The following is a 23169-nucleotide window of genomic DNA, read 5'->3' as shown; positions in this document are numbered from 1 at the left end:
CGCTGCACACGTGAGGGACGCGGAGGACCGCAAGCCGCAGTCGGACGAGGCGAGGAGTGGTTTCCTCCCCCCTGCGGGGCGGGGGGTGCCGGCCGAGCCGGAGTCGTCGACGACCAGCGAGTTCGCCGTTCCCGAGGGGCTGGCCGTGCCGAAGGCGGGCCGGACGGGGACGGAGTCGGAGGCCACGTCCGAGTTCGCCCTGCCGACCGGCCTGGACGTGACGCCGCAGCCGCCGGCCGACACGGAGGGGTCGGCGTTCAATCCGCCGAGCACCTACCGCGCCCGGCAGGCGCCGCCGGTCTTCACCCCGCCCAGCGGGGTTCCGGTCGTCAGCCTCAAGGACGTTCCCTGGCAGGACCGGATGCGCACGATGCTGCGCATGCCGGTGACCGAGCGCCCGGCGCCCGAGTCCCTGCAGCGGCCGGACGACGAGACCGGCCCGGCCGTGCCGCGGGTGCTCGACCTGACGCTGCGTATCGGGGAGCTGCTGCTCGCGGGCGGTGAGGGGGCCGAGGACGTGGAGGCGGCGATGTTCGCCGTGTGCCGCTCCTACGGCCTGGACCGCTGCGAGCCGAACGTCACGTTCACCCTGCTGTCGATCTCCCACCAGCCGTCCCTCGTGGACGACCCCGTGACCGCCTCCCGCACGGTGCGCCGCCGGGGCACCGACTACACCCGTCTGGCGGCCGTCTACCAGCTGGTGGACGACCTCAGCGACGACGAGACGCACGTGTCCCTGGAGGAGGCCTACCGGCGGCTGGCGGAGATCCGCCGCAACCGGCACCCCTACCCCGGCTGGGCTCTGACCGCGGCGAGCGGGCTGCTCGCCGGATCGGCGTCGGTGCTCGTCGGCGGTGGCTTCCTGGTGTTCGTCGCCGCCGCGATCGGCGCCATGCTCGGCGACCGGCTGGCCTGGCTGTGCGCGGGGCGCGGGCTGCCGGAGTTCTACCAGTTCACGGTGGCGGCGATGCCCCCGGCGGCGATCGGGGTCGCGCTCACCCTCGCCCACGTGAACGTGAAGGCGTCCGCGGTGATCACCGGTGGGCTGTTCGCGCTGCTGCCCGGGCGGGCCCTGGTGGCGGGCGTGCAGGACGGTCTGACCGGCTTCTACATCACCGCCTCCGCCCGCCTGCTGGAGGTCCTGTACTTCTTCGTCGGCATCGTCGCCGGTGTGCTGGTGGTGCTGTACTTCGGCGTGCAGTTGGGCGCCGGGCTGAACCCGGACGCGAAGCTCGGCCTGGAGGAGCGGCCGCTGATCCAGATCGCCGCGTCGATGATGCTGTCCCTGGCCTTCGCCGTGCTGCTCCAGCAGGAACGCGCGACGGTGCTGATGGTGACCCTCAACGGCGGGGTGGCGTGGGTGGTGTACGGCGCGATGCACTACGCGGGCGACATCTCGCCGGTGGCGTCCACGGCCGTGGCGGCCGGGGTGGTGGGCCTGTTCGGGCAGCTGCTGTCCCGCTACCGGTTCGCGTCGGCACTGCCCTACACCACGGCGGCGATCGGCCCGCTGCTGCCCGGTTCCGCGACCTACTTCGGTCTGCTGGCCATCGCGCAGAACGAGGTCGACACCGGGCTGGCGTCCCTCACGAAGGCCGTCGCGCTCGCCATGGCCATCGCGATCGGGGTGAACCTCGGTGCGGAGATCTCGCGGCTCTTCCTGCGGATCGGCTCCGCGGAGAAGCGCAGGGCGGCGAAGCGGACGCGGGGCTTCTGATCCTGCCCCGCGTCCGGCCGGGGCTCAGTAGCCCTGGTTGTACGGCTGCTGGGGGCGCTGTCCGTGCCCCTGGCCGGGTGCCTGGCCCGGGTGGTTCTGCTGCGGGTACTGCCCGTTGCCGTACGGCTGCGGGGCCTGCTGGGTCTGCTGCTGCGGGCGCCCCTGGTTGCCGTGGGGCGGCTGGCTGCCGTGGGGCCCGCCTCCGTAGGGAGCGCTGCCGTGGGCCGGGCCGCCGTAGGGACCGGGCGCGGCCTGCTGGGTCCGGGGGGCCTGCGGGGCCGTCTGCTGGGGGCCGCGGTCGTCGGGGGCGATGCGGCGCAGCTGGGTCGTGGCGTCGTCCATGGGCGGCACCTGGGGGCGCTGTGCGGCGGCCGGGGTCTCCTCGGCCGCGGCGCGCTTCTTCTTGGCCCGCTCGCGCAGGTACTCGACGATGATCGGGACCACGGAGAGGAAGACGATCAGGACGAGGATCGGCTCCACGTTCTCCTTGATCACGTCGATCTGGCCGAGCCAGTAGCCCGCCATGGTGACGCCGCAGCCCCAGAGGACGCCGCCGACGACGTTGTACGTCACGAAGGTGCGGTACTTCATGCGGCCGGCACCGGCCACGATCGGGGCGAAGGTCCGCACGATCGGCACGAAGCGGGCCAGGACGATCGCCTTGGGGCCGTACTTCTCCATGAACTCGTGCGCCTTCTCCAGGTTCTCCTGTTTGAAGAGCCTGGAGTTGGGGCGGTTGAACAGTTTCGGCCCGAAGAACTTGCCGATCATGTAGCCGACCTGGTCACCGATGACCGCGGCCAGCACGATCAGGGTGCACACCAGCCACAGCGGCTGACTGATGTAGGTGCCCTCGGCTACGAAGAGGCCCGCCGTGAACAGCAGGGAGTCACCGGGCAGGAAGGCGAAGAGACCGGACTCTGCGAAGACGATCAGCAGGATGCCGGGCAGGCTGAACGTACTGATCAAATAGTCCGGGCTCAGCCACTCGGGGCCGAGCGCAAGGGTCGTCACGGGGCTGGGGCTCCTGGCTTCTGAGGTGAGGGGGCCGGGCGGCGCGCCCAAAGTACCAACGTTGTCTCAACGCGCCGCCCCTGCCCCGGGTTCCATCGTGCCCCCGGAACTGCCGCCGGTCCATTCAGGACGCCCGTGCCGGCCCCGAACCGGTGCTCAGACGGTGTGCCGGAGAGCGTTGGCGAGGATCGCGTCCCGCTCGTAGGCGGCGAGCCCGGGCCGGGCCCGGTCGATGGACTGCGTGAACCGCTCGTCCGAGACGTACATCTCGCCGATGCACGTGTGCATCTCGTGGTCGCAGTCGTAGTGGTTGCGCGACATCCACCGGCGGTGGTCCTCGGCGACGTCCATCGCCGCCTCGGAGTCGGCCGGCTCACCGGCCTCCATGAGGGCCACGAAGCGCCGGGTGAGCTCGTCGCCCTCGCGCTGGATGCGCAGCCAGTCCTCCTTGGTGTAGGAGGCGGCCCGCTCCTTGGACTGGCGGTAGGCGTCGGTGCCGCCCCAGCGTTCCCGCACCTCCTCCTCGTACTGCTCGGGGTCGTGGTCCCCGAAGACCTCGAACTTCTCCTCGGGCGTGAGGTTGATGCCCATGCGGTGTGCCTCCATGGCGTGCTCCACGGCCGCCGCCATCTTCTGCAGCTTCTCGATCCGGCCGGACAGCAGCTCGTGCTGGCGGCGCAGGTGCGCGCGCGGGTCCGCGTCCGGGTCGTCGAGCAGGGTGGCGACCTCGTCGAGCGGGAAGCCGAGCTCCCGGTAGAACAGGATCTGCTGCAGCCGGTCGAGGTCGGCGTCGCTGTAACGCCGGTGACCCGCGTGGCTGCGCCCGCCCGGGGCGAGCAGGCCGATCTCGTCGTAGTGGTGCAGCGTGCGCACGGTGACCCCGGCGAATCCGGCGACCTGTCCCACGGAGTAGCTCACTTCCGCTCCCTTCTCGGTACGCGCTCCACCCTGGGTCCTCACGTCGGGTGAGGTGCAAGCCGGTGCGCCCGCCCACACCTGCGACGCCCGTTTCGTCACGTTTTACGGCTTTCACGCGTCTATCGTGTGCGCGTGGCCCAGGACAGCGCCCCCGAGGCACCCCCCACCGCTCCGGCGACGCCGGCCCGTGCCCTGCTGCCCTCCATCCTCCCGGCGCTGCTCGTGGGCGTGACGGCGAGCCTGCTGCTGGTGGGGGTGAGCGCCGGGGCCGAGGAACTCCAGGACGTGCTGTGGCGGACGGTGCCCGACGCGCTCGGGGTCGGCCGGTACTCCGTGCTGTGGATGTCCGTGATGCTCGTCGCCACCGGCATCGCCGTGGGGCTGGTGGTGTGGAAGACCCCCGGGCACGCGGGTCCCGATCCCGCCACCACCGGACTCGACGCCCCCGTCCTGCCGCCGGCCGCCCTGCCGGGGCTGCTGCTGGCGACCGCCCTGATGCTGGCGGGCGGACCGAGCCTCGGCCCCGAGAACCCGATCATCGCCGTGAACGTCTCCCTGGCCGTCTGGGCCGGGCTGCGGGCCTTCCCGCAGGCACCGGAACGCAGCTGGGCAGCCCTCGCGGAGGCGGCGACGATCGGCGCGCTGTTCGGGACGCCGGTGGCCGCCGCGCTGATCATCTCCGAGGCGCTGGCCGGGCAGCCCCTGAAGGGGAAGCTCTGGGACGGCGTCTTCGCCCCGCTGACCGCGGCGGCCGCGGGCGCGCTCACCGTCACCCTGGTGTCCCGGCCCAACTTCGACCTGCACCTGCCCTCCTTCGGCCATCCCGGCTGGACCGATCTGCTCGCCGCGCTCACCATCGCCTCCGTCGGCGCGCTGCTCGGCATGGCCGCGGTGCGTGCCTTCCCGTACGTCCACCGGGGCTTCGCGAGGCTGCGGCACCCGATGCTGATGCTGCCGGCGGGCGGGGTCGTGCTGGCCGCCCTGGCGGCCGTGGGCGGCCATCTGACGCTGTTCAAGGGCCTGGACGAGATCGCGGAGCTGGCGGGCGACCCCGACGGCTGGACGGCGGGCGAGTTCGCCGTCATGACGGTGGTGAAGCTGGCGGCCCTGCTCGTGGCCGCGTCCTGCGGCTTCCGGGGCGGGCGGATCTTCCCTGCGGTGTTCGTCGGGACCTCGCTCGGACTGTGCGCGCACGCCCTGGTGCCCGAGGTGCACCCGGCGGTGGGGGTGTCCGCGGCGGTGCTGGGGGTGCTGCTGGCCATCACCCGGCAGGGCTGGGTGAGCCTGTTCGTCGCCGCCGTCCTGGTCTCCTCGCCGGGGATCATCGCGCTGCTCTGCTTCGCCTCGCTGCCCGCCTGGCTGCTGGTGACGGGCCGTCCGCAGATGCAGCTGCGGCCGGACGGGACGGCCCTGCGGTGACCCCCGGCGCCACCCGCCCCTCCCCCGGCCGCCGCCCGGCACCGGCCGGCGTCCCCCGCGGCCCCCTTGCCCGCCCCGCCCGGCCCCCGTCTTCCCGTTGGCCCCACGATCCGGAGGTATCCATGCCGCTGCACGACGGCCACCCGTACGACGAAGAGCGCCCCCTGTCCGTCAATCCCTTCCTGGGCCCGGCGAACCCGGTCGGCGACATGACGCAGGCGCCGCCCAAGCACCGGATGCCCGGCCCGCCCATGGCCCCCGCCACGGCGTACCAACTGGTGCACGACGAGCTGATGCTGGACGGCAACGCCCGGCTGAACCTCGCCACCTTCGTCACCACCTGGATGGAGCCGGAGGCCGGCCGCCTGATGGGCGAGTGCCGCGACAAGAACATGATCGACAAGGACGAGTACCCGCGCACCGCGGAGCTGGAGCGGCGCTGTGTGGCGATGCTCGCCGACCTGTGGAACGCGCCCGACCCCTCGGCGGCCGTGGGCTGTTCGACGACCGGTTCGAGCGAGGCGTGCATGCTCGCCGGGATGGCGATGAAGCGGCGCTGGGCCAAGCGCAACGCCGACCGGTACCCGTCCCGGGACGCCCGGCCGAACCTCGTCATGGGCGTCAACGTCCAGGTCTGCTGGGAGAAGTTCTGCACGTTCTGGGAGGTGGAGGCCCGTCAGGTGCCCATGGAGGGCGACCGGTACCACCTGGACCCGCGGGCCGCGGCCGAGCAGTGCGACGAGAACACCATCGGGGTCGTCGGCATCCTGGGGTCCACCTTCGACGGGTCCTACGAGCCGATCGCGGACCTGTGCGCCGCGCTGGACGAGCTCCAGGAGCGCACCGGCCTCGACATCCCGGTGCACGTCGACGGGGCGTCGGGCGGCATGGTCGCGCCCTTCGTCGACGAGGACCTGGTGTGGGACTTCCGCCTCCCGCGCGTGTCGTCCATCAACACCTCCGGGCACAAGTACGGGCTGGTCTACCCGGGTGTCGGCTGGGCCCTGTGGCGCAACGCGGAGACGCTGCCGGAGGAGCTGGTGTTCCGGGTCAACTACCTCGGGGGCGACATGCCGACCTTCGCGCTGAACTTCTCCCGGCCCGGCGCGCAGGTGGTGGCGCAGTACTACACGTTCCTGCGGCTGGGCCGGGAGGGCTACCGCGCCGTGCAGCAGACGGCGCGGGACGTGGCCACGGGGCTGGCCGCACGCATCGAGGCGCTCGGCGACTTCCGGCTGCTCACGCGGGGCGACGAGTTGCCCGTCTTCGCCTTCACCACCGCGCCGGAGGTGACGGCCTACGACGTCTTCGACGTGTCGCGGCGGATGCGGGAGAACGGCTGGCTGGTGCCCGCCTACACCTTCCCGGCGAACCGCGAGGACCTGTCGGTGCTGCGGGTGGTGTGCCGCAACGGCTTCTCCGAGGACCTCGCCGACCTGTTCGCCCAGGACCTGGCCCGGCTGCTGCCGGAACTGCGCCGGCAGCAGCACCCGCTGGTCCAGGACAGGAACGCCGCCACCGGCTTCCACCACTAAGGTCTTTCGTTCGGATCAGGCCGGAACAGGCCGGAACAGGCCGGACCGGGGAGCGGGGTCCGGTGATGGGGGTACCGCCCACGCCGTTCGAGCAGTTGGGGGAGCGTCGCAAGGCGGAGGAGGGCGGCAGGGCGGAGCCCTGACAGCCGCCGACAACGCGGCGAGGCGCGGTGCCGGGCCGGCGAGCCCGGCACCGCGCCTGAACGCGAGGCCCTGGGTGGCCCCGAGGTCCCGGCCGGCCTCCGCCTAGCGGCTGAGCCGCGTGAACCTCCGTACCGCGAGCGGGAAGAACACCGCGAGCAGGACCAGCGGCCAGACGGCGGCGGCCCACACGTGTCCGGACTCCCCGGCCGGGCCGAACAGGCCGCGCGCGGCCTCGGCGGTGTGGGAGATCGGGTTCCACTGCACCAGGGTGCCGAGCCAGCCGGGCATGGACCCGGGCGAGGCGAACGCGGTGGAGAGGAACCCGGCCGGCCAGACCAGGATCTGCACCGCCTGCACCATCTCGGGCCGGCCGGCCACCAGGGCCAGGTGGATGCCGATCCACAGCATGGCGAAGCGGAGCAGCAGGAGCAGTCCCACGGCGGTCAGGAAGGCCGCCGGACCGCCGTGGGGGCGCCAGCCGAGCGCCGCGGCGACGGTCAGGAGCACCGCCAGGCCGAGCACGGACTGGAGCATGTCGGCGGCGGAACGGCCCACCAGGACGGCGCCGTTGGTCATCGGCAGGGAGCGGAAGCGGTCGACGACGCCCTTGTCGAGGTCCTGGGTGACGGCGACCATCGTGCCCTCCAGGCCGAAGGCCATGGTGAGGGCGAGCATGCCGGGCAGGAGGAAGTCCAGGTAGCTGCCGTCGACGCCCCGGCCGCCGCCGACCAGGTAGCCGAACATCAGCAGCAGCATCACCGGGAAGATCAGGTTCACCACGACCGTGACCGGCCGGCGTCCCCAGCGGGCGAGTTCGCGGCGGGTCATGGTCCAGGAGTCGGTCAGTGCGTAGGTGATCACGCGGGCTCCTCCACTCGGTCGTCGGGCCCGGTGAGGTGCAGGAACACCTCGTCCAGCGTGGGCCTGCGCAGGGCGATGTCCTCGGCCTCGATGCCCGCCTCCGCCAGGGCGCGGACCACGCGCGTCAGCGCCGCCATGCGGTCGGTGACGGGGGCGCTGAGCAGGCGGCGGTCGGCGTCCACCGTGACCGACCCGGTCGCCGCGGGGAGCAGGGCGGAGGCGGCGCCGAGCTGTCCGGCGTCGCGCAGGACGACGTCGATGCGGTCGCCGCCGACGGCCGCCTTCAGCTCGTCGGCCGTGCCGTCGGCGATGACCCGGCCGGCGTCGACGACCGAGATGCGGTCCGCGAGCTGGTCGGCCTCCTCCAGGTACTGGGTGGTGAGCAGCACCGTGGTGCCCCCGCCCACCAGGGAGCGGACCGACTGCCACACCTCGGCCCGCCCGCGGGGGTCCAGCCCGGTCGTCGGCTCGTCCAGGAACAGCACCTCCGGCTCGGTGATGAGGGACGCAGCGAGGTCCAGGCGGCGCCGCATGCCGCCGCTGTACTGGCTCACCGCCTTGCGGCCGGTGCGGGTGAGGTCGAACCGTTCGAGCAGTTCACCGGCCCGCGCGCGGGCCCGCCGTGCGCCCAGGTGGTGCAGCCGGCCGAACAGTTCCAGGTTCTGCCGCCCGCCCAGTTCCTCGTCGAGCGCCGCGTGCTGGCCGAGCAGTCCGATGCGCAGTCGCACGGCGTACGCCTCGCGCACCACGTCGTGCCCTGCCACCTCGATGCGGCCCGCGTCGGGGCGCAGCAGGGTGGCCAGGATGCGGACCAGGGTTGTCTTGCCCGCGCCGTTCGGTCCCAGCACGCCGTGCACGGTGCCCCGCGCCACCGTGAGGTCGAGGCCGTCCAGGGCGGGGGCGGCACCCCGTGTGCCCTTCCCGCCGTACGTCTTGCGTGCCTGTTCCACGGTGATCACCGTGTCGGCCACTGACACTGAGACTCCCTCCTTCGCTAGTCAAAGTTGACTACGAGCCCGCGACGGTAGTGCCCGTCCGCGCAACTCGTCAAACTTGATTACTCGGCTCGGTGCTCCGGCGGTCTCACCGGGCACCGGGCCGGGGAGCCGTCAGCGCGCGTCCCCCGGATGAGGCTCGCCCGGCCCGTACGGGTTCTCCTGGCCGTCGGCCAGGACCGCGACGAACGGCTCGCCCTCGCCGCTGAAGGTGTAGGCACCGCCCTCGATCTTCTCGATCAGCTCGCGGGCCCACACCGCCTCGGCCTCGGCCGAGCTGTCCCAGAGCCGCATGATCTGGCCGATGTGCCCGAGCTCGTCGGGGCCTCCCGCCGGCAGGTACTCCCCGCTGACCGTGGCCCGCCACTCCTCGATCTTCCGGATCCGCTCCCGGAGCAGCGCCACCACCTCCTGGCGCGGCAGGTCGACGATGAAGCCGACGGCCGCCGACTTCACGTCCATCCGCAGATCGAAGTCGACCAGGGCCGCACGCAGCAGCGCGTAGAACTCCTCGTTGCCCGCCTCGGTGATCTCGTACTCGGTGCGCGGCGGACCGCCCGCCGTGGAGGGCGCGGTCTCGTGCGCGTGCAGCAGTCCCTGCTTCGCCATCTGCTTCAGGGCGTGGTAGATCGAGCCGGGCTTGGCGTTGGACCACTCGTGCGCGCCCCAGTACTCGAGGTCGTTGCGGACCTGGTAGCCGTGGGCCCGCCCGTGCTGGCGCACCGCGCCGAGCACGAGGAGACGGATCGCTGACATGCGCCCAGCGTAGGGCGCCGGGGCTCACCCCAGGTCGCCGCCCTGCTCCCGCGCCACCAGCGCGAAGGCGGTCGCGCCGTCCAGCGACTCGCGGATGATGTCGGCGTGGCCCGCGTGCCGGGCGGTCTCGCGGATCAGGTGCAAGCACAGCCAGCGCATCGACAGCCACTCGTCCTTCGGGTTCCAGGACGTCCTCGGCAGCAGGAAGGTGTCGTCGAGGCTGGGGACGGACCGGATGAACGCCTCCGTCTCCGCGGCCACCTTCTCGTAGTACGCGAGCTGGTCCTGTACGGTCTCGTCGCCGACCAGCCGGAAGCACTCGTGCCAGTTCGACTCGTCCCGGTGGACCGCCGGCGGTTCGCCCTTCGCCCGGGCGATCCAGCCCTGCTCGACCTCGGCGACATGCTTGAGCAGCCCGGCGAGGGACAGCTCGCTGGCGCTGGGGCGGGACGACGCCTGCTCGTCGCTCAGGCCCAGCAGAGCCCGCCGGATGCCGCCGCGCTGCTCGGCGACGAAGGCCAGCAGGGCCCCCCGCTCGTCGCCGCGCTCCTCGGGTCCCACGTGGGTGACCATGTCCGTCCGCCTTCCGTCGTTCCGGTGCAGGTGTTCCTGCCGCCTGACATGAAGGACGCTACGGGCCATCGAGGTCAGATTCTGTCCTCGATGGCCCGGGACGGTGAGACCGTTCGGGTGGCATTCCAGAACGGCCCCTCAGAACCCGTCAGAACGGGAAGCCGCTCCGGCCGTGCTGCACCGAGATCCACTTCATGGTGGTGAAGGCGTCCAGCATGGTGTCGCCGTTCAGCCGGCCGAGGCCCGAGTGCTTCTCGCCGCCGAACGGGACGATCGGCTCGTCGTGCACGGTGCCGTCGTTGACGTGGAACATGCCGGTGTCGATCTGCTGGGAGAACCGCACGCCCCGCTCCACGTCCCCCGTGTGCACGGCCCCGCTGAGCCCGTACGGGCTGTCGTTGACCAGGCGGACGGCCTCCTCCTCGCCGTCGAACGGGACGAGGAAGACGACCGGGCCGAAGACCTCCTGCCGCAGCAGCGCCGAGTCCGCCGGGAGGCCGGTGAGCACGGACGGCTCGACCAGGTTGTCGGTCCGCTCGCCCCGCACCAGGGCGGTCGCGCCCTCGGCGATCGCCTGCTCGACGACTCCCGTCAGGGAGTCCGCCTGCTGCGAGTTGATCACCGGGCCGATGACGGTCGAGGGGTCGCGCGGGTCCCCGACCTTCAGCGACCGGACCTTGGCGACGAACTTCTCGGTGAACGCGTCGGCCACCGAGCGGTCCACCAGCACCCGGTTGGCCGCCATGCAGACCTGGCCCTGGTGCACGTAGCGGCTGAACACGGCCGCGTCCACGGCGTAGTCCACGTCGGCGTCGTCGAGCACCACGAGCGCGCTGTTCCCGCCCAGTTCGAGCACCGAGCGCTTGAAGAGGGAGGCGCACACCGTGGCGACGTGCCGGCCGACCTTGTCCGAGCCGGTGAAGGAGATGACCTTGGGGACCGGGTGCTCCAGGAAGGCGTCACCTATCTCCGCGATGTCGGTGATGACGACGTTCAGCAGACCGCCGGGCAGACCCGCGTCCTCGAAGATCTTCGCGATCAGGGAGCCACCCACGATCGGCGTGTTCTGGTGCGGCTTGAGCACCACGGCGTTGCCGAGCGCGAGGGCCGGGGCGACCGACTTCAGCGACAGCAGGAAGGGGAAGTTGAAGGGGCTGATCACGCCGACCACGCCGACCGGCACGCGGTAGACGCGGTTCTCCTTTCCGTCCACCGGCGAGGGGATGATCCGGCCCTCGGGCCGCAGCGCCAGGTGCACGGCCTCGCGCAGGAACTCCTTGGCGAGGTGCAGCTCGAACGCGGCCTTCAGCCGCGTGCCTCCGAGCTCGGCGACGATCGCCTCGGAGATCTCCTCCTCGCGTTCCTCGACCAGTCTCAGCGCCTTCTCGAACACCGCCCGGCGGGCGTACGGGTTGGTCGCCGCCCACTGCTTCTGGGCCCGCTCCGCCGCGCGGTACGCCTCGTCGACCTCGCCGACCGTGGCTATGGTGATCGAGGCCAGCTTCTCGTCGTCGTACGGGTTGAAGTCGATGATGTCCCAGGAGCCGGTGCCCGGGCGCCACTCACCGTCGATGTACTGCTGTGCCAGGTCGGTGAAGTACGACGACATGTGATCCCTCAATCCCTCGCTGCCGGAGCCGGCCCCGAATCGACCCGATGGTCTGATCACACGTCATCGTACTTATATTTCAGGAGAGTTGGAGGAGTCCACGGAGAAGGTCCCGGCTCTCCGAGGGGCCCGGACTGTCGTGCTGGAGCTCCTTGAGCGCGTTCTCGTACTGGGCCACGTCCTCGGGCTTGTCCAGGTACAGCGCGCTGGTCAGCTGCTCCAGGTAGACCACGTCCGACAGGTCGGACTCGGGGAAGCTGAGGATGGTGAAGGCGCCGGACTCCCCGGAGTGCCCGCCCAGGCCGAACGGCACCACCTGCAACCGCACATTGGGGTGCTCGGAGACGTCGATCAGGTGCTGGAGCTGACCGCGCATCACGTCCCGGTCGCCGTACGGGCGCCGCAGCGCGGCCTCGTCGAGGACCACGTGGAACTCCGGGGCGTTCTCGGAGACCAGGTACTTCTGCCGTTCCAGACGGAGCGCCACCCGCCGCTCGACGTCCTCCTCGCTCGCCCCCTTCATGCCGCGCCGGACGACCGCACGCGCGTACTGCTCGGTCTGCAGCAGACCGTGCACGAACTGCACCTCGTACGCCCGCAGCAGCGAGGCCGCACCTTCCAGACCCACGTAGGTCGGGAACCAGCTCGGCAGCACGTCCGAGTAACTGTGCCACCAGCCCGCGACGTTGGCCTCCTTGGCGAGGGAGAGCAACGAGGCGCGCTCCTGCTCGTCCGTGATGCCGTACAGCGTCAGCAGGTCCTCGACATCCCTGGTCTTGAAGCTCACCCGGCCCAGCTCCATCCGGCTGATCTTCGATTCGGAGGCGCGGATCGAGTAGCCCGCCGCCTCACGCGTGATCCCCCGCGCCTCACGCAGTCGCCTGAGTTGTGATCCGAGCAGCATGCGCCGCACCACCGATCCCGGCTCTCCCGCGCTCACGTTCGCCAGCCTCCCCAACGTCTTCAGACGCCGCAGTCTGCCACTAAAACACTCCGAGCTGTACTCGCCCGGTTACGGAAATGGATTCAAGCCAAGGAATCCGTTCAGGAAGGATCACAGCGGGGACAAGAGGACAGCCGTAAGTGGACAACGAGATGACGGAAAAATTGCCCAACAACCGGTACGGGCAGGTCTAATTCGGTCAGCTGCACGTGCATCTGCCCTTGCATCTGCTGTACGCATCCGAAACCATGGTCCCGCACCACCGCCGCCTCGCTTGGACCGCGAATTTCCGGGAGTGCCTCGCATGGGGACGAATGGATCGACCATGCTCGAGCCGTTACGGCAGGGCCTTCCACCACTGGACCCCGCGGCCGTGTCCGACGCCGCCTCCTGCGCCCTTCCCGCCCGCTACGAAGCGGTGCGCGACGCCCGGAGGTTCACTCGCGCCACCCTGGACCAGTGGGAACTCGGCGACCGGTTCGACGACGTGTGCCTGGTGGTGTCCGAGCTGGTCACCAACGCCCTGCGGCACGCCCTGCCGGCCGACGCGCCCCGCCTGTCCGACCAGGAGCCGCCCGTCCGGCTCCACCTGATGCGGTGGACCGGGCGACTGGTGTGCGCGGTGCGCGACCCCAGCCACGACAGCCCCGTCGCCCGCGACTCGGACGACTGCGCCGCCGAATCGGGGCGCGGCCTGTTCCTCGTCGACTCCTTCAGCGACAGCTGGGGCTGGCACCCCATGGCGGGCGCGCTGAACGGCAAGGTCGTGTGGGCCCTGTTCCGGCTGTCCTGTCCCGGCGACGGCCCGCGCGGCCTCCCCGGGTGACGTAGGGCAGGGCATCGTCGCGTCGCCGTTCTACGCGCGTCACCGCCTCTTGGGCATCGGGCGCCTCAGGCGTCACGGGCGGGGGTGCGGGGCGGAGGCGTTGAGGGCTGACGGCGCGCCGGGCATTGGTCCGAGGGCGCGTGGAGGCATGGAGGCGTGGCGCCGGCACTGGCGCGTGGCCGGACGGTCGCATGGAGCGGTCGACCGGGCCGGCCCGCGACCGTCGCCCTCAGCCCTCAGCCCTCAGCCCTCAGCCGGCGACCAGGTGGTCGAACTCGCCGTCCTTCACGCCCAGCAGCATCGCCTCGATCTCCGCACGCGTGTAGACGAGCGCGGGACCGTCGGGGAAGCGGGAGTTGCGCACCGCCACGTCCCCGCCGGGCAGCCGGGCGAACTCCACGCAGGATCCCTGCGAGTTGCTGTGCCGGCTCTTCTGCCAGGCCACGCCGTTCAGCGTGGTGGCCGCCATGCCGTTGTACACGCCGGACGCGTCGGCACCGTCGTACACGTCACCGTCGTACACGTCGTGGTCCACAGGTCGCTCCCCGGTGGTGCACTGGCTGAAGTGGCCATTGATGCATTGGTCAACTGACCCGGATCATAGCTGTGTTTCCCGTGCAGGTGCATGGGCAGATGCACGTGCACGGCGGGTGTTCCTGCGGTTACAGCGTTGCCGAACCCGGTGCGCACGTTTCGACGCACCCCGTGGAGCCCCCGCTCTCTATGAGACGCAGTCAGGGGCCCACATGTTCCCTCGTGTTTCCTTATGTGCCCTCCTCATGCCTGTGAACGTGCCCACCTTTCTTTTCGGCGCGTTCCACGACTCATGAGGATCCCGGGATCGGGCCATGGGACCCCGGGGGCCTCACGCGCGATGCGAGCTGTGTCACTGACTCTGGTCGCGCGCGGGGCGGGTCCTGTTAGCTGTCTGCGGTCGTTCCGGCCGGGAAGGCCGCTACAGCTAGGGGGCTCGCAGTGACTTCGGTGGCATCGGTGGTGTCGGACACCGTCTCCCGCACGGCACGGACCCGGACGGGCACCGGCCGCACCTCCCGGCGGCGCCTGCGGCTCGCCGCGGCCACGGGCGGCCTGGCCGCCGCGCTCCTCCTCACGGCGTGCAGTTCCGACGGCGACCCGGACGAGGACTCCGGGTCCGACGCCACCCCGTCCGTGACCGCGACCGCCGGCTCCGGCGGCGGCACGGGAGGTTCGGGCGGATCGGGTGACGCGAGCGGCGCTCCGGCCGGTGCGCTGGAAGGCAGCTGGCTCGCCACCACCGACGGCAAGGCCGTCATCCTGGTCGTCACCGGAGAACAGGCCGGACTCTTCGTCACCGGCGGCACCGTGTGCAGCGGCACCGCGCGCGAGGAGGACGGCACCCACACCATCGCCCTGGACTGCGGGAACGGCAACGACGACCGTGCCAAGGGCAGCGTCGAGCCGGTGGACAAGTCCACCCTGCAGGTCACGTGGGAGGGCACCCTCGGCACGGAGACCTACACCAAGGCCGAGGGCGGCAGCCTGCCGACGGGACTGCCGACGACGGGGCTGGGCTCGTAGGGCCTCTCGTCCGGATCACGCCGGGCTCGCGGGGACCGTGGGGCGACTTCGCCGGGTCGGCGGGCGCGTCGCGTTCCGTATGCGTGATGATCGGTGCGCACCGCCACTGAACCCGGGGGACTCCTCATGCGCGCCTTGCCCGTCACCGTCACCGCCGCCTTCGCCGCTCTCCTCCTGCTGACCGCCTGCGACGACGGCACTCCGGCCGGCGGCGAGGGCAAGGGCGAGGACCGGAAACCGGCCGCCTGCGAGACCGGCCAGGTGCGCCTGGAGGCCGGCCCCGCGAGTACCGCTCCGGCCGACGGCGACACCGGCGAGGTCCCCGTCACCGTCCTGAACGAGGGCGGCACCTGCGTCCTGGACGGCAACCCCGAGGTGTTCCTCGCGGGCGCGAGCGACTCCGAGACGGTCGAGGTGCCGTTGGTCGAGGGCGCCCGGCCCCAGGAGATCACCCTGGCCGAGGGCGACACCACGTCGTTCGTCGTCACCTATGTGCGCGGCACCTCCTTCAACCCCGCCGACCTGCACTTCGCGGTGACGCCCGGGCCGGAGACGAAGAAGATCCCCTGGACCTACGGCGGGATCGCCCCCACCGAGGACGGCGGGTACGAGATGTCGGTGAGCCCGTACCAGCAGACGGGCGACTGAGCGAGCGACGCCCGCAGCCCGTCGGTGCGGCCCGAACCGCCGCCTCGCGGGAGCCGCGGGCGCGGCCTGCGCTGCTTCAGGGAAGCCGCGGACGGCGTCCGACCCGGGCCTCGTCCGCGGCCCGGACGCCCTCCTCCCAGCCCGCCAGGTCGCTCACCCCGCGCAGACGGGTGGTCGTGGTCTCGGGGAACAGCCGGTCCAGCCGCTCGGTGACCGCCGCCTCCCGGGAGGCGAGCACGGGCAGCAGGTCGCCGGTCACCTGGGTCTCGGCCACCTCGGCGAGGCGCGTGCCCACGCGGTGGGCGTAGGCCGCGAGGAAGGACTGCCGGAAGGTCTTGGTCCGCTTGCGTCCGCCGGCGCGCTGCGCGGCCTCGGCCTTCGTCATGGCGGTGGTGGCCTGCACCAGCAGGGAGGTGTAGAGGAGTTCCACGGCCTCCAGGTCGGAGGCGAAACCGACCACGGTGCTGAAGCCGAGGGCCTCGTTCCACACCGCCCGGCAGTGGTTCGCGGAGGCCACCGCGTCCAGCAGCACCGCCTTGGTCTGCTCGTACGGCGCCTCCACCCCGATGCGGCAGCCCACCGGCGCCTCCGCCGACGGCGCCCCGGCGGCGAGCAGCGCCTCGTCGACACTGTGCCGCGCCATCAGCTCCTGCGCCTTGGCGCTGAGGGCCTCCGCCTCCTCCGGGAAGCCGGTCGCCTCCGCCTTGGCCAGCAGCGCACGGATACGCGTGAGCATGCGGGGCTCCGGTGGTGAGTCCTCACCTGGCCGGCCACCCGGCCGCGCCGCATCGTCCCGCCCCTCGCGCCCCTCCCGCCCCTCGGGTCCCCGGCGGGCGTCGCGCCGACCGTGCCCGTCCCGTCCGCCGCCCATGGCTCCCTCGTCGAGCGCCTCCAGGGCGGGAAGGCGCAGCAGCAGGCGGTAGAGCTCCAGGACGGCGGTGGCGTGCGAGAAGCGGTCCGTGCGCGGCGCCGGCTCATCGGTCAGCTCGGCGAGCTGGGCCTTCCAGCGCGGCCCGCGGGCGCGGTCGTGCGGCGCCTGCGCACGGATCAGGGCCGACACCAGCCGCACACGCGTGTCGTCCAGTTCGCGTCGCACGATCCGTACGACGTCCGCGGGCTGCCAGCCCCGGCGCCAGGCCGCCGCCACGAACTCCTCGCCGCACCGGGCGAGTTCGGCGTCCGCTTCCGGGTCGGCGGCGAGCAGGGACGCGCCGGCGTCGAGGGCTGCGTCGGACGGGTCGTAGAGGGCTGCCCGGAAGGCGCGCTCGACGGTGCTGGACGTACTCACGGGCCCGATCGTGCCACGGCCCGAACCCCTTTCCGATGTCAACCGAAGGTTGACACCCCTGAACTGTCAACTTACGGTTGACACATGACGACGAACCCCACCATCAAGTCATCCGTGCGGCTCGACGACCTCATCGCGGCCATCAAGAAGGTCCACGAGGAACCCCTCCAGCAGCTCCAGGACGCGGTCCTCGCCGGAGAGCACCTCGGCGAGGTGGCCGACCACCTCATCGGCCACTTCGTGGACCAGGCACGACGGTCGGGTGCCTCCTGGACCGACATCGGCCGGAGCATGGGCGTCACACGGCAGGCCGCGCAGAAGCGCTTCGTCCCGAAGGAGGGCATCGACCTCGACCCGAGCCAGGGCTTCAACCGCTTCACCCCGCGCGCCCGCCAGGCCGTCATGGCCGCCCACGAGGAGGCCAAGGCCGCCCACCACGCCGAGGGCCTGCCCGAACACCTGGTCCTCGGGCTGCTCGCCGACCCCGGGGGCCTGGCGGCCAAGGCGATCACCGAGCAGGGCGTCACCCTGAAGGCGGTCGGCGAGGCCGCCCGAGCGGCGCTCCCCCCGGCCGCCGACGAGGGCCCCGAGCTGGTGCCGTACGGTCCGGCGGCCAAGAAGGTCCTGGAGCTCACCTTCCGCGAGGCCCTCCGCCTCGGCCACAACTTCGTCGGCACCGAGCATCTGCTGCTCGCCCTGCTGGAGCACGAGAACGGAACGGGCGTGCTCAGCACGGCCGGCGTCGACAAGGCGGCGAGCGAACGGTACGTCGTCGAGCTGCTGGCGCAGTTCGTCGAGACGCGCGCGGAGGAGGAGGAAGAGGAGGACGAGGGAGAAGGGGACGACGGAGAAGAGGCGGAGGGAGAAGAGGCGGAGGGGAACCGGACGGCCGGCACGCAGGACGGCTGATCCCGCTCCCGGCCCGGACACGCGATCGGGCCGCTGGTCGGGGCCGCTGTTCGGGGCCGTTGTCAGACCCCCCTGCCACACTCGCAGCATGACCGGCCACTGGGCGCTCGCTCCGGCCGAGGAGGGCGGCGTGGACGTCGTCCGCCTCGGTCCGGACGGGCTGCCCGACGGGCCGGTGCGGCGGGAGGCCGATCCCGCCGAGGCCGTGCGGAGCCGTCCCGGTGTCACGCGGTGGGTGTGGCGGTCCACCGCCGAGGTCTACCCGCTCCTGCTCGCCACGGGGGTGCGAGTCGAGCGGTGCCACGACATCGAGGTCGCCGAGACGCTCCTGCTCGGCCACGAGGGGCGGTACGGCGAGCCCCGTTCGGCCGCGGCCGCCCTGGCCCGGCTGCGCGGCGGCCCCGTACCGCCCGACCCGCCCCAGCGCTCGGCCGAACGGGGCGCCCAGTCCTCACTGTTCGAGCCGCACGGAGTGCACGTCCCGCTGTCCGACCTGCTCGCGGTGCACGCCGGACAGCTGCGCCGCGCCGGAGCCACCGCCCACCCCGACCGGATGCGCCTGCTGGTGGCCGCCGAGTCGGCGGGGACCCTGATCGCCGCCGAGATGAACCACGCCGGCCTGCCCTGGCGGGCCGAGGTCCACCGCGCCGTCCTGCACGACCTGCTCGGCGAGCGGTACGCGGGCGGCGGCGAGCCCCGCCGCCTCGCCGAACTGGCGCGGGAGGTGTCCGACGCCTTCGGCCACCGGGTCCGACCCGACCTGCCCGCCGACGTGATCAAGGCGTTCGCCCGGGCCGGGATCAAGGTCACCTCGACCCGCCGCTGGGAGCTGGAGACCGTCGACCACCCCGCGGTGAAACCGCTGATCGAGTACAAGAAGCTGTACCGGATCTGGGTCGCGCACGGCTGGTCCTGGCTCACGGACTGGGTGCGGGACGGCCGGTTCCGCCCGGAGTTCCTCGCCGGCGGCACCGTCACCGGCCGCTGGGTGACCAACGGGGGCGGGGCCCTGCAGATCCCCAAGGTCATCCGCCGCGCCGTCGTCGCCGACCCCGGCTGGCGGCTGGTCGTCGCCGACGCCGCGCAGATGGAGCCGCGCGTGCTCGCCGCCATCTCACGCGACCCCGGGCTGATGGACGTGGCCGGCCGTGCGGACGACCTGTACCAAGCGGTGTCCGACCGCGCCTTCTCCGGTGACCGGAACCAGGCCAAGCTGGCCGTCCTCGGCGCGGTGTACGGCCAGACCTCCGGTGACGGCCTGAAAAACCTCGCCGCACTCCGGCGCCGCTTCCCGAAGGCCGTCGCCTACGTCGACGAGGCCGCCCGCGCCGGCGAGGAGGGCAGACTCGTACGGACCTGGCTGGGCCGCACCTGCCCGCCGGCGGTGCGTACGTCGGACGACGCGGCCGAGGAGGCCGGCATCCCGGTCGCGGAGGACGAGCCGGCGTCCGAGACCCGCGCCTGGGCGCCGGGCTACGCCTCGACCGACTCCCGCGCCCGGGGCCGCTTCACCCGCAACTTCGTCGTCCAGGGCAGCGCCGCCGACTGGGCCCTGCTGCTGCTCGCCGCACTGCGGCAGGCCCTCGCGGACAAGGCGGCCGAGCTCGTCTTCTTCCAGCACGACGAGGTGATCGTGCACTGCCCGGCGGAGGAGGCGGAGGCCGTGGTGGCCGCCGTCCAGGAGGCGGCCGACCTGGCCGGCCGGCTGACCTTCGGCGAGACACCGGTGCGGTTCCCCTTCACCACGGCCGTGGTGGAGTGCTACGCCGACGCGAAGTGATCAGGAGGAGCAGCAGGGGAGGGTGGGGGGAGCTGGGGCGCGGGGCCCTCGGGGCCGATGGGGCCGATGGGGCCGGCGGAACCGATGGGGCCGGTGGGGCTCTCCGGGCTGGGGACGCGGGCGTTCTTGGTCGCGGCCAGGAGTTCGCGCAGCTCCGCCGCCACCGCGTGGGCGTCCGTCCCCTCCAGGCATGCGAGAGCCGACCGCCACTGCCGGTACGCCTCCGCCGTCCGCCCGCGCTCGCGCAGCAGGAGGCCGTACTGGTGGCGGGCCAGGGCGCCGGTGTAGTGATCGGCGCGGACGCTCGCGCGCGCCAGCAGGTCGTCGCACTCCCGCGCGGCGCGGTCGGTACGGCCCAGCTCCCGCAGGGCCCGTACCAGGCCGAGCCGGGTCCGGGACTCGCCGGGCCAGTCACCGTGACCGCCGAGGATCCGCAGGCTCTTCTCGAAGTGCGGGAGGGCCTCCCCCGCCTCCCCGAGGGCGAGGCGGGCCCAGCCGATGTTGCTGTGGGCCGAGTGCCGCAGGATGACCGCGCCGATGGCGTCCCCGAGGGCCAGGGAACGCCGGTGCTGCTCGATGGCGGCACGCGGGTCGGTGTTCGCGTACAGGTTGCCGAGGTGGCTGTGGGTGACGGCCTCGCCAAAGGGGTCGTTCAGCTGCCGCGAGTGGGCGAGGCTCTGCCGCAGTGCGGCACCGGACTCCGCGTACCGGCCGAGCGCCTCCAGCAGCAGCCCCCGGTTGTTGAGGCACCGCCGGATCCCGGACACGGTGCCGAGCCGCCGCCAGATGTCCAGGGCGCTGTCGGTGAGCCGGAGGGCGTCGTTGTGCCGGCCGGTCAGGAAGCGCACTCCCGCGAGGTCCCCCAGAGCGTGGGCGAGGGCCGCTTCGTCCCCGAGCCGGCGGGCGATGCGCAGGGCGGCGCGCCCGAGGGTCTCCGCCTCGGCGACCCGGCCGCGGCGCAGGAGACAGGGATGGAGGTGCCGGAGGAGGACGGCGAGGTGGGCCAGCCGGTCGCCGGGCTCCTCGTCGTCGGCGTACCGCTCGACCAGGGCGACGATGTTCTCCAGTTCCCCGTCGGCCCAGGCGAAGGCGTCCGCGGCACCGGTGAACGGCGGGACCGTGCCGATGTCGCCCGCGTGCCCGGGCGGCTGGGAGCGGGTGGCCCGGCGGCGGTCGTCCCGGTCGAGTCCGGGCTCGACGATCGCGGTGAGGGCCCGGTCGGCGACGGCGGCGTACCAGCGCAGGGCGGTGTCGACGACATACCGGTTGCCCTCGTGGACGTCGGTGCCCGCCGACCGGTCGCTGAGGGATCGGGAGGGGGCCTTGCGGCCGGCGGCGAGGCGCGGGTGGGTACGGGGGCCGGGGCCCGGGAGGGCTCCGTCGGCCGCCGCCTCGCGGCTGCGTTCCCCGGCGCCTCCGCAGGGGGCCTCGCGGGCCAGTTCCCGGGCGAAGTCGCGGACCAGGTCGTGCGGCACGTAGCGGCCGTACGCGGTCTCCTCCAGCAGTGCCACGTCGACGAGCCGTGCCAGCGCGTCCTCGGCACGGAGGTCGTCGGTGCCGAGGAGCCGGGCCAGCAGGGGCGCGCCGTATCCGGGCAGGTCGAGGGCTCCGACACGGCACAGGGCGAGCGCGGCGTCCCGGTCGGCCTCCCGCTCGGAGGCGGCGAGCGCGTCGTGGGCGACGGCCAGGGAGCGGCGGACGCTGAGGTCGTCGTACTCCAGGTGCGGCAACCGGCTCTCGGTGGCCGCGAGCTGACCCGCCAGCACCTCCGGGGTGAGCGCCCGTCGGGCTCCCAGCCTGGCCGCGACAATCCGCAGCGCCAGCGGCAGCCGGCCCGTCAGCGCCACGAGCGGATGAGCGGCGTCGAGCCGGTCCCGGCCGGATACCGCGCTCAGCAGGACCGCGCTGTCCTCGGCCGACAGGGGCCCGAGCGGGAAGCGGGCCGCGCCGTCGAGTGCCGTGAGCGGCGACCGGCTTGTGACGATCACCGCGCACCCGGGCCCGGCCGGCAGCAACGGCCGCACCTGCGCGGCGTTCGCGGCGTCGTCCAGTACGAGGAGGGTGCGGGTCGGCGCGAGCAGCGAGCGCAGCAACGCGGCGGCGGCATCGGGGTGTCCGGGGATGTCGCAGGGCGAGGCGCCGAGGTCGCGGAGCAGGGCGGTGAGCGCCTGGAGGGGACTGAGCGGGGTCACCCCGGGAGTGGCGCCGTGCAGGTTGATGTGCAGCTGACCATCACAGAAACGTTTTGCCAGATCCTGTGCGACCCGCAGCGCGAGCGCGCTCTTGCCCACCCCGGCCGTCCCGCTGACGACAGCCACGGGAGAGCCGGCAGCGGGTGCGGGCGGTGAGGCGGCGACGTGGGAGGCAGCCGCGGAGGCCGCCGGGCTCGCCGGCGGGACAAGGACCCGGAACAGCTCCTCCCGCACCTCCTCGCGCCCGACGAAGTACGCGGGCGGCGGCGGAAGCTGAGCGGGCCGTGGCACGGCCGACACCGCCCCGCTGCGGACGCCGGCACCGGAGACACCGTCCACCGCAGCCGCCAGGGAGCGGGCCAGGGTCGAGGACGTGGCCAACGCCGGGGACGACGGAGGGAGGGCGGGGACGGCGACGGTGAGCGCAGGGGGGTCCCCGGGCCGCCCCCCGACCGCCCCCCGCAGCACCTCGACGTGGGCCTGCCGCACGCCCGCCCCCGGCTCGATGCCCAGCTCGTCCACCAGCCGGGCCCGCAGGTCCCGGTGCACGGCCAGCGCCTCCGCCCGGCGGCCGGTGCGGTGCAGGGCGAGCATGAGCTGACGGTGGTACGCCTCCCGCAGCGGGTGCTCGGCGGCCAGCGCGGCCAGCTCCGGCACGAGTTCGGACAACCCGTCGCGGTCGCCCCCGAGGCCCAATTCGGCATCGTAGCGCCACTCCAGGAGCAGCAGCCGCGCCTCCCCCAGGCGCCGTACCAGTGCGTAGCCGCCCACCTCGGGCGGCAGCCCGGCCAGGGGTGCGCCCCGCCACAGCGCGAGCGCGTCCGTACACGCGCGGACGACCCGCTCCCCGTCCCCGGCGGTGCGCGCGGCACGGGCCGCGTCCGTGAGGGCGTCGAAGACATGGACGTCCAGTTCGCCCTCCTCGACCCGCAGCCGGTAACCGGTCGGGTCGGTCATGAGCCGGTCCGGCGCGTCCAGCAGCCGTCGCAGCCGGGCGACGTGGTTGTGCAGGGAGGGTTGTGCGGAAGGGGGCGGCGTCCCGCCCCAGAGGACGTCCTTCAGCGCGCCGACGGAGACGACCCGGCCGGTGTCCAGCAGGAGCGCGGCGAGCAGGGCCCGCAGCTTGGGGCTGCCGACCGCCTGCACGGTGGGCGCGGCGGCACCGGGGGGCTGCTGGTACAGCACCGGCGTCCCCAGGAGTCCGAACCGGAGTTCACGCCGTACCACGCCGTCGTCCCACTGCCTTCCCACCCCAGCACAGGGGCCCGTTCCGGATGCCGTCGGCCGTCTGTGCCGGCCGGTACCGGACGGCTGAACGGAGAACTGTCGGCCACATGTTAGCGATCCGTTGGCAAGATCTGATGTGATCACAACATCGGATCCGGCCCAGGGGTGCGCGCGTAGAACGCGCAACTCGGGGGAGTGTCGCCGCTGCGCCCGGTCCGTCGCGAGGGTTCCCGGTCGGCAGAGGTGAACGGCCGG

General features: G+C 72.8%; 19 protein-coding genes. 8 read left to right on the top strand and 11 right to left on the bottom strand.

The window, feature by feature from the left end:
- Nucleotides 1–10: 10 nt before the first annotated feature.
- Entirely contained in the window at nucleotides 11–1717 is a 1707-nt protein-coding gene (locus ACIRPP_RS22715) for a threonine/serine exporter ThrE family protein (RefSeq protein WP_403645752.1), read from the top strand.
- Nucleotides 1718–1741: 24 nt separating this feature from the next.
- On the opposite strand, the gene ACIRPP_RS22710 is transcribed toward ACIRPP_RS22715, so the two are convergent.
- Both ACIRPP_RS22710 and ACIRPP_RS22705 read right to left on the bottom strand, forming a co-directional pair.
- Complete coding sequence (locus tag ACIRPP_RS22710; RefSeq protein WP_403645749.1) at nucleotides 1742–2731, bottom strand: VTT domain-containing protein; 990 nt, start codon at nucleotides 2729–2731, stop codon at nucleotides 1742–1744.
- Between the two features lie 156 nt (nucleotides 2732–2887).
- The gene (locus ACIRPP_RS22705; protein WP_403645746.1) at nucleotides 2888–3649 is read right to left on the bottom strand and encodes a MerR family transcriptional regulator; all 762 of its coding nucleotides are present in this window, start codon (nucleotides 3647–3649) and stop codon (nucleotides 2888–2890) included.
- 132 nt (nucleotides 3650–3781) lie between these two features.
- On the opposite strand from ACIRPP_RS22705, the gene ACIRPP_RS22700 reads away from it, so the two are divergent.
- Nucleotides 3782–5068 (top strand): ion channel protein, encoded by a 1287-nt coding sequence (locus ACIRPP_RS22700; protein ID WP_403645743.1) that lies wholly within the window; start codon nucleotides 3782–3784, stop codon nucleotides 5066–5068.
- A 122-nt stretch (nucleotides 5069–5190) separates the two neighbouring features.
- Nucleotides 5191–6603, top strand: coding sequence for a glutamate decarboxylase (locus ACIRPP_RS22695; protein ID WP_403645740.1), 1413 nt, complete (start codon nucleotides 5191–5193; stop codon nucleotides 6601–6603).
- Nucleotides 6604–6849: 246 nt separating this feature from the next.
- On the opposite strand, the gene ACIRPP_RS22690 is transcribed toward ACIRPP_RS22695, so the two are convergent.
- From ACIRPP_RS22690 to ACIRPP_RS22665, 6 genes are all read right to left on the bottom strand, one after another.
- Nucleotides 6850–7608, bottom strand: coding sequence for an ABC transporter permease (locus tag ACIRPP_RS22690; protein WP_403645737.1), 759 nt, complete (start codon nucleotides 7606–7608; stop codon nucleotides 6850–6852).
- Nucleotides 7605–8579, bottom strand: coding sequence for an ATP-binding cassette domain-containing protein (locus ACIRPP_RS22685; protein ID WP_403645914.1), 975 nt, complete (start codon nucleotides 8577–8579; stop codon nucleotides 7605–7607). Before ACIRPP_RS22685 ends, ACIRPP_RS22690 begins: the two co-directional genes overlap by 4 nt.
- Nucleotides 8580–8717: 138 nt before the next feature.
- On the bottom strand, nucleotides 8718–9359 hold the full coding sequence (locus tag ACIRPP_RS22680) for a PadR family transcriptional regulator (RefSeq protein ID WP_403645734.1): 642 nt from the start codon (nucleotides 9357–9359) through the stop codon (nucleotides 8718–8720).
- A 24-nt stretch (nucleotides 9360–9383) separates the two neighbouring features.
- Nucleotides 9384–9932, bottom strand: a complete 549-nt coding sequence (locus ACIRPP_RS22675; RefSeq protein ID WP_192230732.1) for a DinB family protein — start codon at nucleotides 9930–9932, stop codon at nucleotides 9384–9386.
- A 148-nt stretch (nucleotides 9933–10080) separates the two neighbouring features.
- Nucleotides 10081–11541, bottom strand: coding sequence for an aldehyde dehydrogenase family protein (locus ACIRPP_RS22670; protein WP_403645731.1), 1461 nt, complete (start codon nucleotides 11539–11541; stop codon nucleotides 10081–10083).
- Between the two features lie 79 nt (nucleotides 11542–11620).
- Nucleotides 11621–12445, bottom strand: a complete 825-nt coding sequence (locus ACIRPP_RS22665) for a helix-turn-helix transcriptional regulator (protein WP_164338664.1) — start codon at nucleotides 12443–12445, stop codon at nucleotides 11621–11623.
- Between the two features lie 343 nt (nucleotides 12446–12788).
- Between ACIRPP_RS22665 and ACIRPP_RS22660 the strand changes: the two genes are divergently transcribed.
- Nucleotides 12789–13310, top strand: a complete 522-nt coding sequence (locus ACIRPP_RS22660) for an ATP-binding protein (RefSeq protein ID WP_403645728.1) — start codon at nucleotides 12789–12791, stop codon at nucleotides 13308–13310.
- A gap of 250 nt (nucleotides 13311–13560) precedes the next feature.
- Here ACIRPP_RS22660 and ACIRPP_RS22655 read toward each other — a convergent pair whose 3' ends face one another.
- Entirely contained in the window at nucleotides 13561–13845 is a 285-nt protein-coding gene (locus ACIRPP_RS22655) for a DUF397 domain-containing protein (protein ID WP_164338660.1), read from the bottom strand.
- 527 nt (nucleotides 13846–14372) lie between these two features.
- Between ACIRPP_RS22655 and ACIRPP_RS22650 the strand changes: the two genes are divergently transcribed.
- Both ACIRPP_RS22650 and ACIRPP_RS22645 read left to right on the top strand, forming a co-directional pair.
- Entirely contained in the window at nucleotides 14373–14870 is a 498-nt protein-coding gene (locus ACIRPP_RS22650; RefSeq protein WP_403645911.1) for a hypothetical protein, read from the top strand.
- A gap of 126 nt (nucleotides 14871–14996) precedes the next feature.
- Entirely contained in the window at nucleotides 14997–15518 is a 522-nt protein-coding gene (locus tag ACIRPP_RS22645) for a DUF4232 domain-containing protein (RefSeq protein WP_403645725.1), read from the top strand.
- 76 nt (nucleotides 15519–15594) lie between these two features.
- Here ACIRPP_RS22645 and ACIRPP_RS22640 read toward each other — a convergent pair whose 3' ends face one another.
- A complete protein-coding gene (locus tag ACIRPP_RS22640; protein WP_403645722.1) occupies nucleotides 15595–16806 on the bottom strand; it encodes a DUF2786 domain-containing protein in 1212 nt (403 codons plus the stop codon).
- A gap of 84 nt (nucleotides 16807–16890) precedes the next feature.
- Between ACIRPP_RS22640 and ACIRPP_RS22635 the strand changes: the two genes are divergently transcribed.
- Together ACIRPP_RS22635 and ACIRPP_RS22630 are read left to right on the top strand one after the other, a co-directional pair.
- Nucleotides 16891–17715 (top strand): Clp protease N-terminal domain-containing protein, encoded by an 825-nt coding sequence (locus tag ACIRPP_RS22635; RefSeq protein ID WP_403645719.1) that lies wholly within the window; start codon nucleotides 16891–16893, stop codon nucleotides 17713–17715.
- An 88-nt stretch (nucleotides 17716–17803) separates the two neighbouring features.
- On the top strand, nucleotides 17804–19495 hold the full coding sequence (locus tag ACIRPP_RS22630; RefSeq protein WP_403645716.1) for a bifunctional 3'-5' exonuclease/DNA polymerase: 1692 nt from the start codon (nucleotides 17804–17806) through the stop codon (nucleotides 19493–19495).
- On the opposite strand, the gene ACIRPP_RS22625 is transcribed toward ACIRPP_RS22630, so the two are convergent.
- Nucleotides 19477–22938, bottom strand: coding sequence for a BTAD domain-containing putative transcriptional regulator (locus ACIRPP_RS22625; protein WP_403645713.1), 3462 nt, complete (start codon nucleotides 22936–22938; stop codon nucleotides 19477–19479). The genes ACIRPP_RS22630 and ACIRPP_RS22625 overlap by 19 nt on opposite strands.
- Nucleotides 22939–23169 lie beyond the last annotated feature (231 nt).

It is taken from the genome of Streptomyces sp. NPDC101219 (assembly GCF_044767675.1).
Classification (GTDB): Bacteria; Actinomycetota; Actinomycetes; order Streptomycetales; family Streptomycetaceae; genus Streptomyces.
The sequence above is the reverse complement of the archived record's forward strand: the minus strand, read 5'-3'. Positions and strand labels throughout refer to the sequence as shown.

What these genes read in the sequence shown, in the direction of transcription:
- ACIRPP_RS22630 (WP_403645716.1), top strand. Translation starts at nt 17,804, where the DNA reads ATGACCGGCCACTGGGCGCTCGCTCCGGCCGAGGAGGGCGGCGTGGAC.
- ACIRPP_RS22635 (WP_403645719.1), top strand. Translation starts at nt 16,891, where the DNA reads ATGACGACGAACCCCACCATCAAGTCATCCGTGCGGCTCGACGACCTC.
- ACIRPP_RS22670 (WP_403645731.1), bottom strand. Translation starts at nt 11,541, where the DNA reads ATGTCGTCGTACTTCACCGACCTGGCACAGCAGTACATCGACGGTGAG.
- ACIRPP_RS22645 (WP_403645725.1), top strand. Translation starts at nt 14,997, where the DNA reads ATGCGCGCCTTGCCCGTCACCGTCACCGCCGCCTTCGCCGCTCTCCTC.
- ACIRPP_RS22665 (WP_164338664.1), bottom strand. Translation starts at nt 12,445, where the DNA reads ATGCTGCTCGGATCACAACTCAGGCGACTGCGTGAGGCGCGGGGGATC.
- ACIRPP_RS22675 (WP_192230732.1), bottom strand. Translation starts at nt 9,932, where the DNA reads ATGGTCACCCACGTGGGACCCGAGGAGCGCGGCGACGAGCGGGGGGCC.
- ACIRPP_RS22680 (WP_403645734.1), bottom strand. Translation starts at nt 9,359, where the DNA reads ATGTCAGCGATCCGTCTCCTCGTGCTCGGCGCGGTGCGCCAGCACGGG.
- ACIRPP_RS22660 (WP_403645728.1), top strand. Translation starts at nt 12,789, where the DNA reads ATGGGGACGAATGGATCGACCATGCTCGAGCCGTTACGGCAGGGCCTT.
- ACIRPP_RS22695 (WP_403645740.1), top strand. Translation starts at nt 5,191, where the DNA reads ATGCCGCTGCACGACGGCCACCCGTACGACGAAGAGCGCCCCCTGTCC.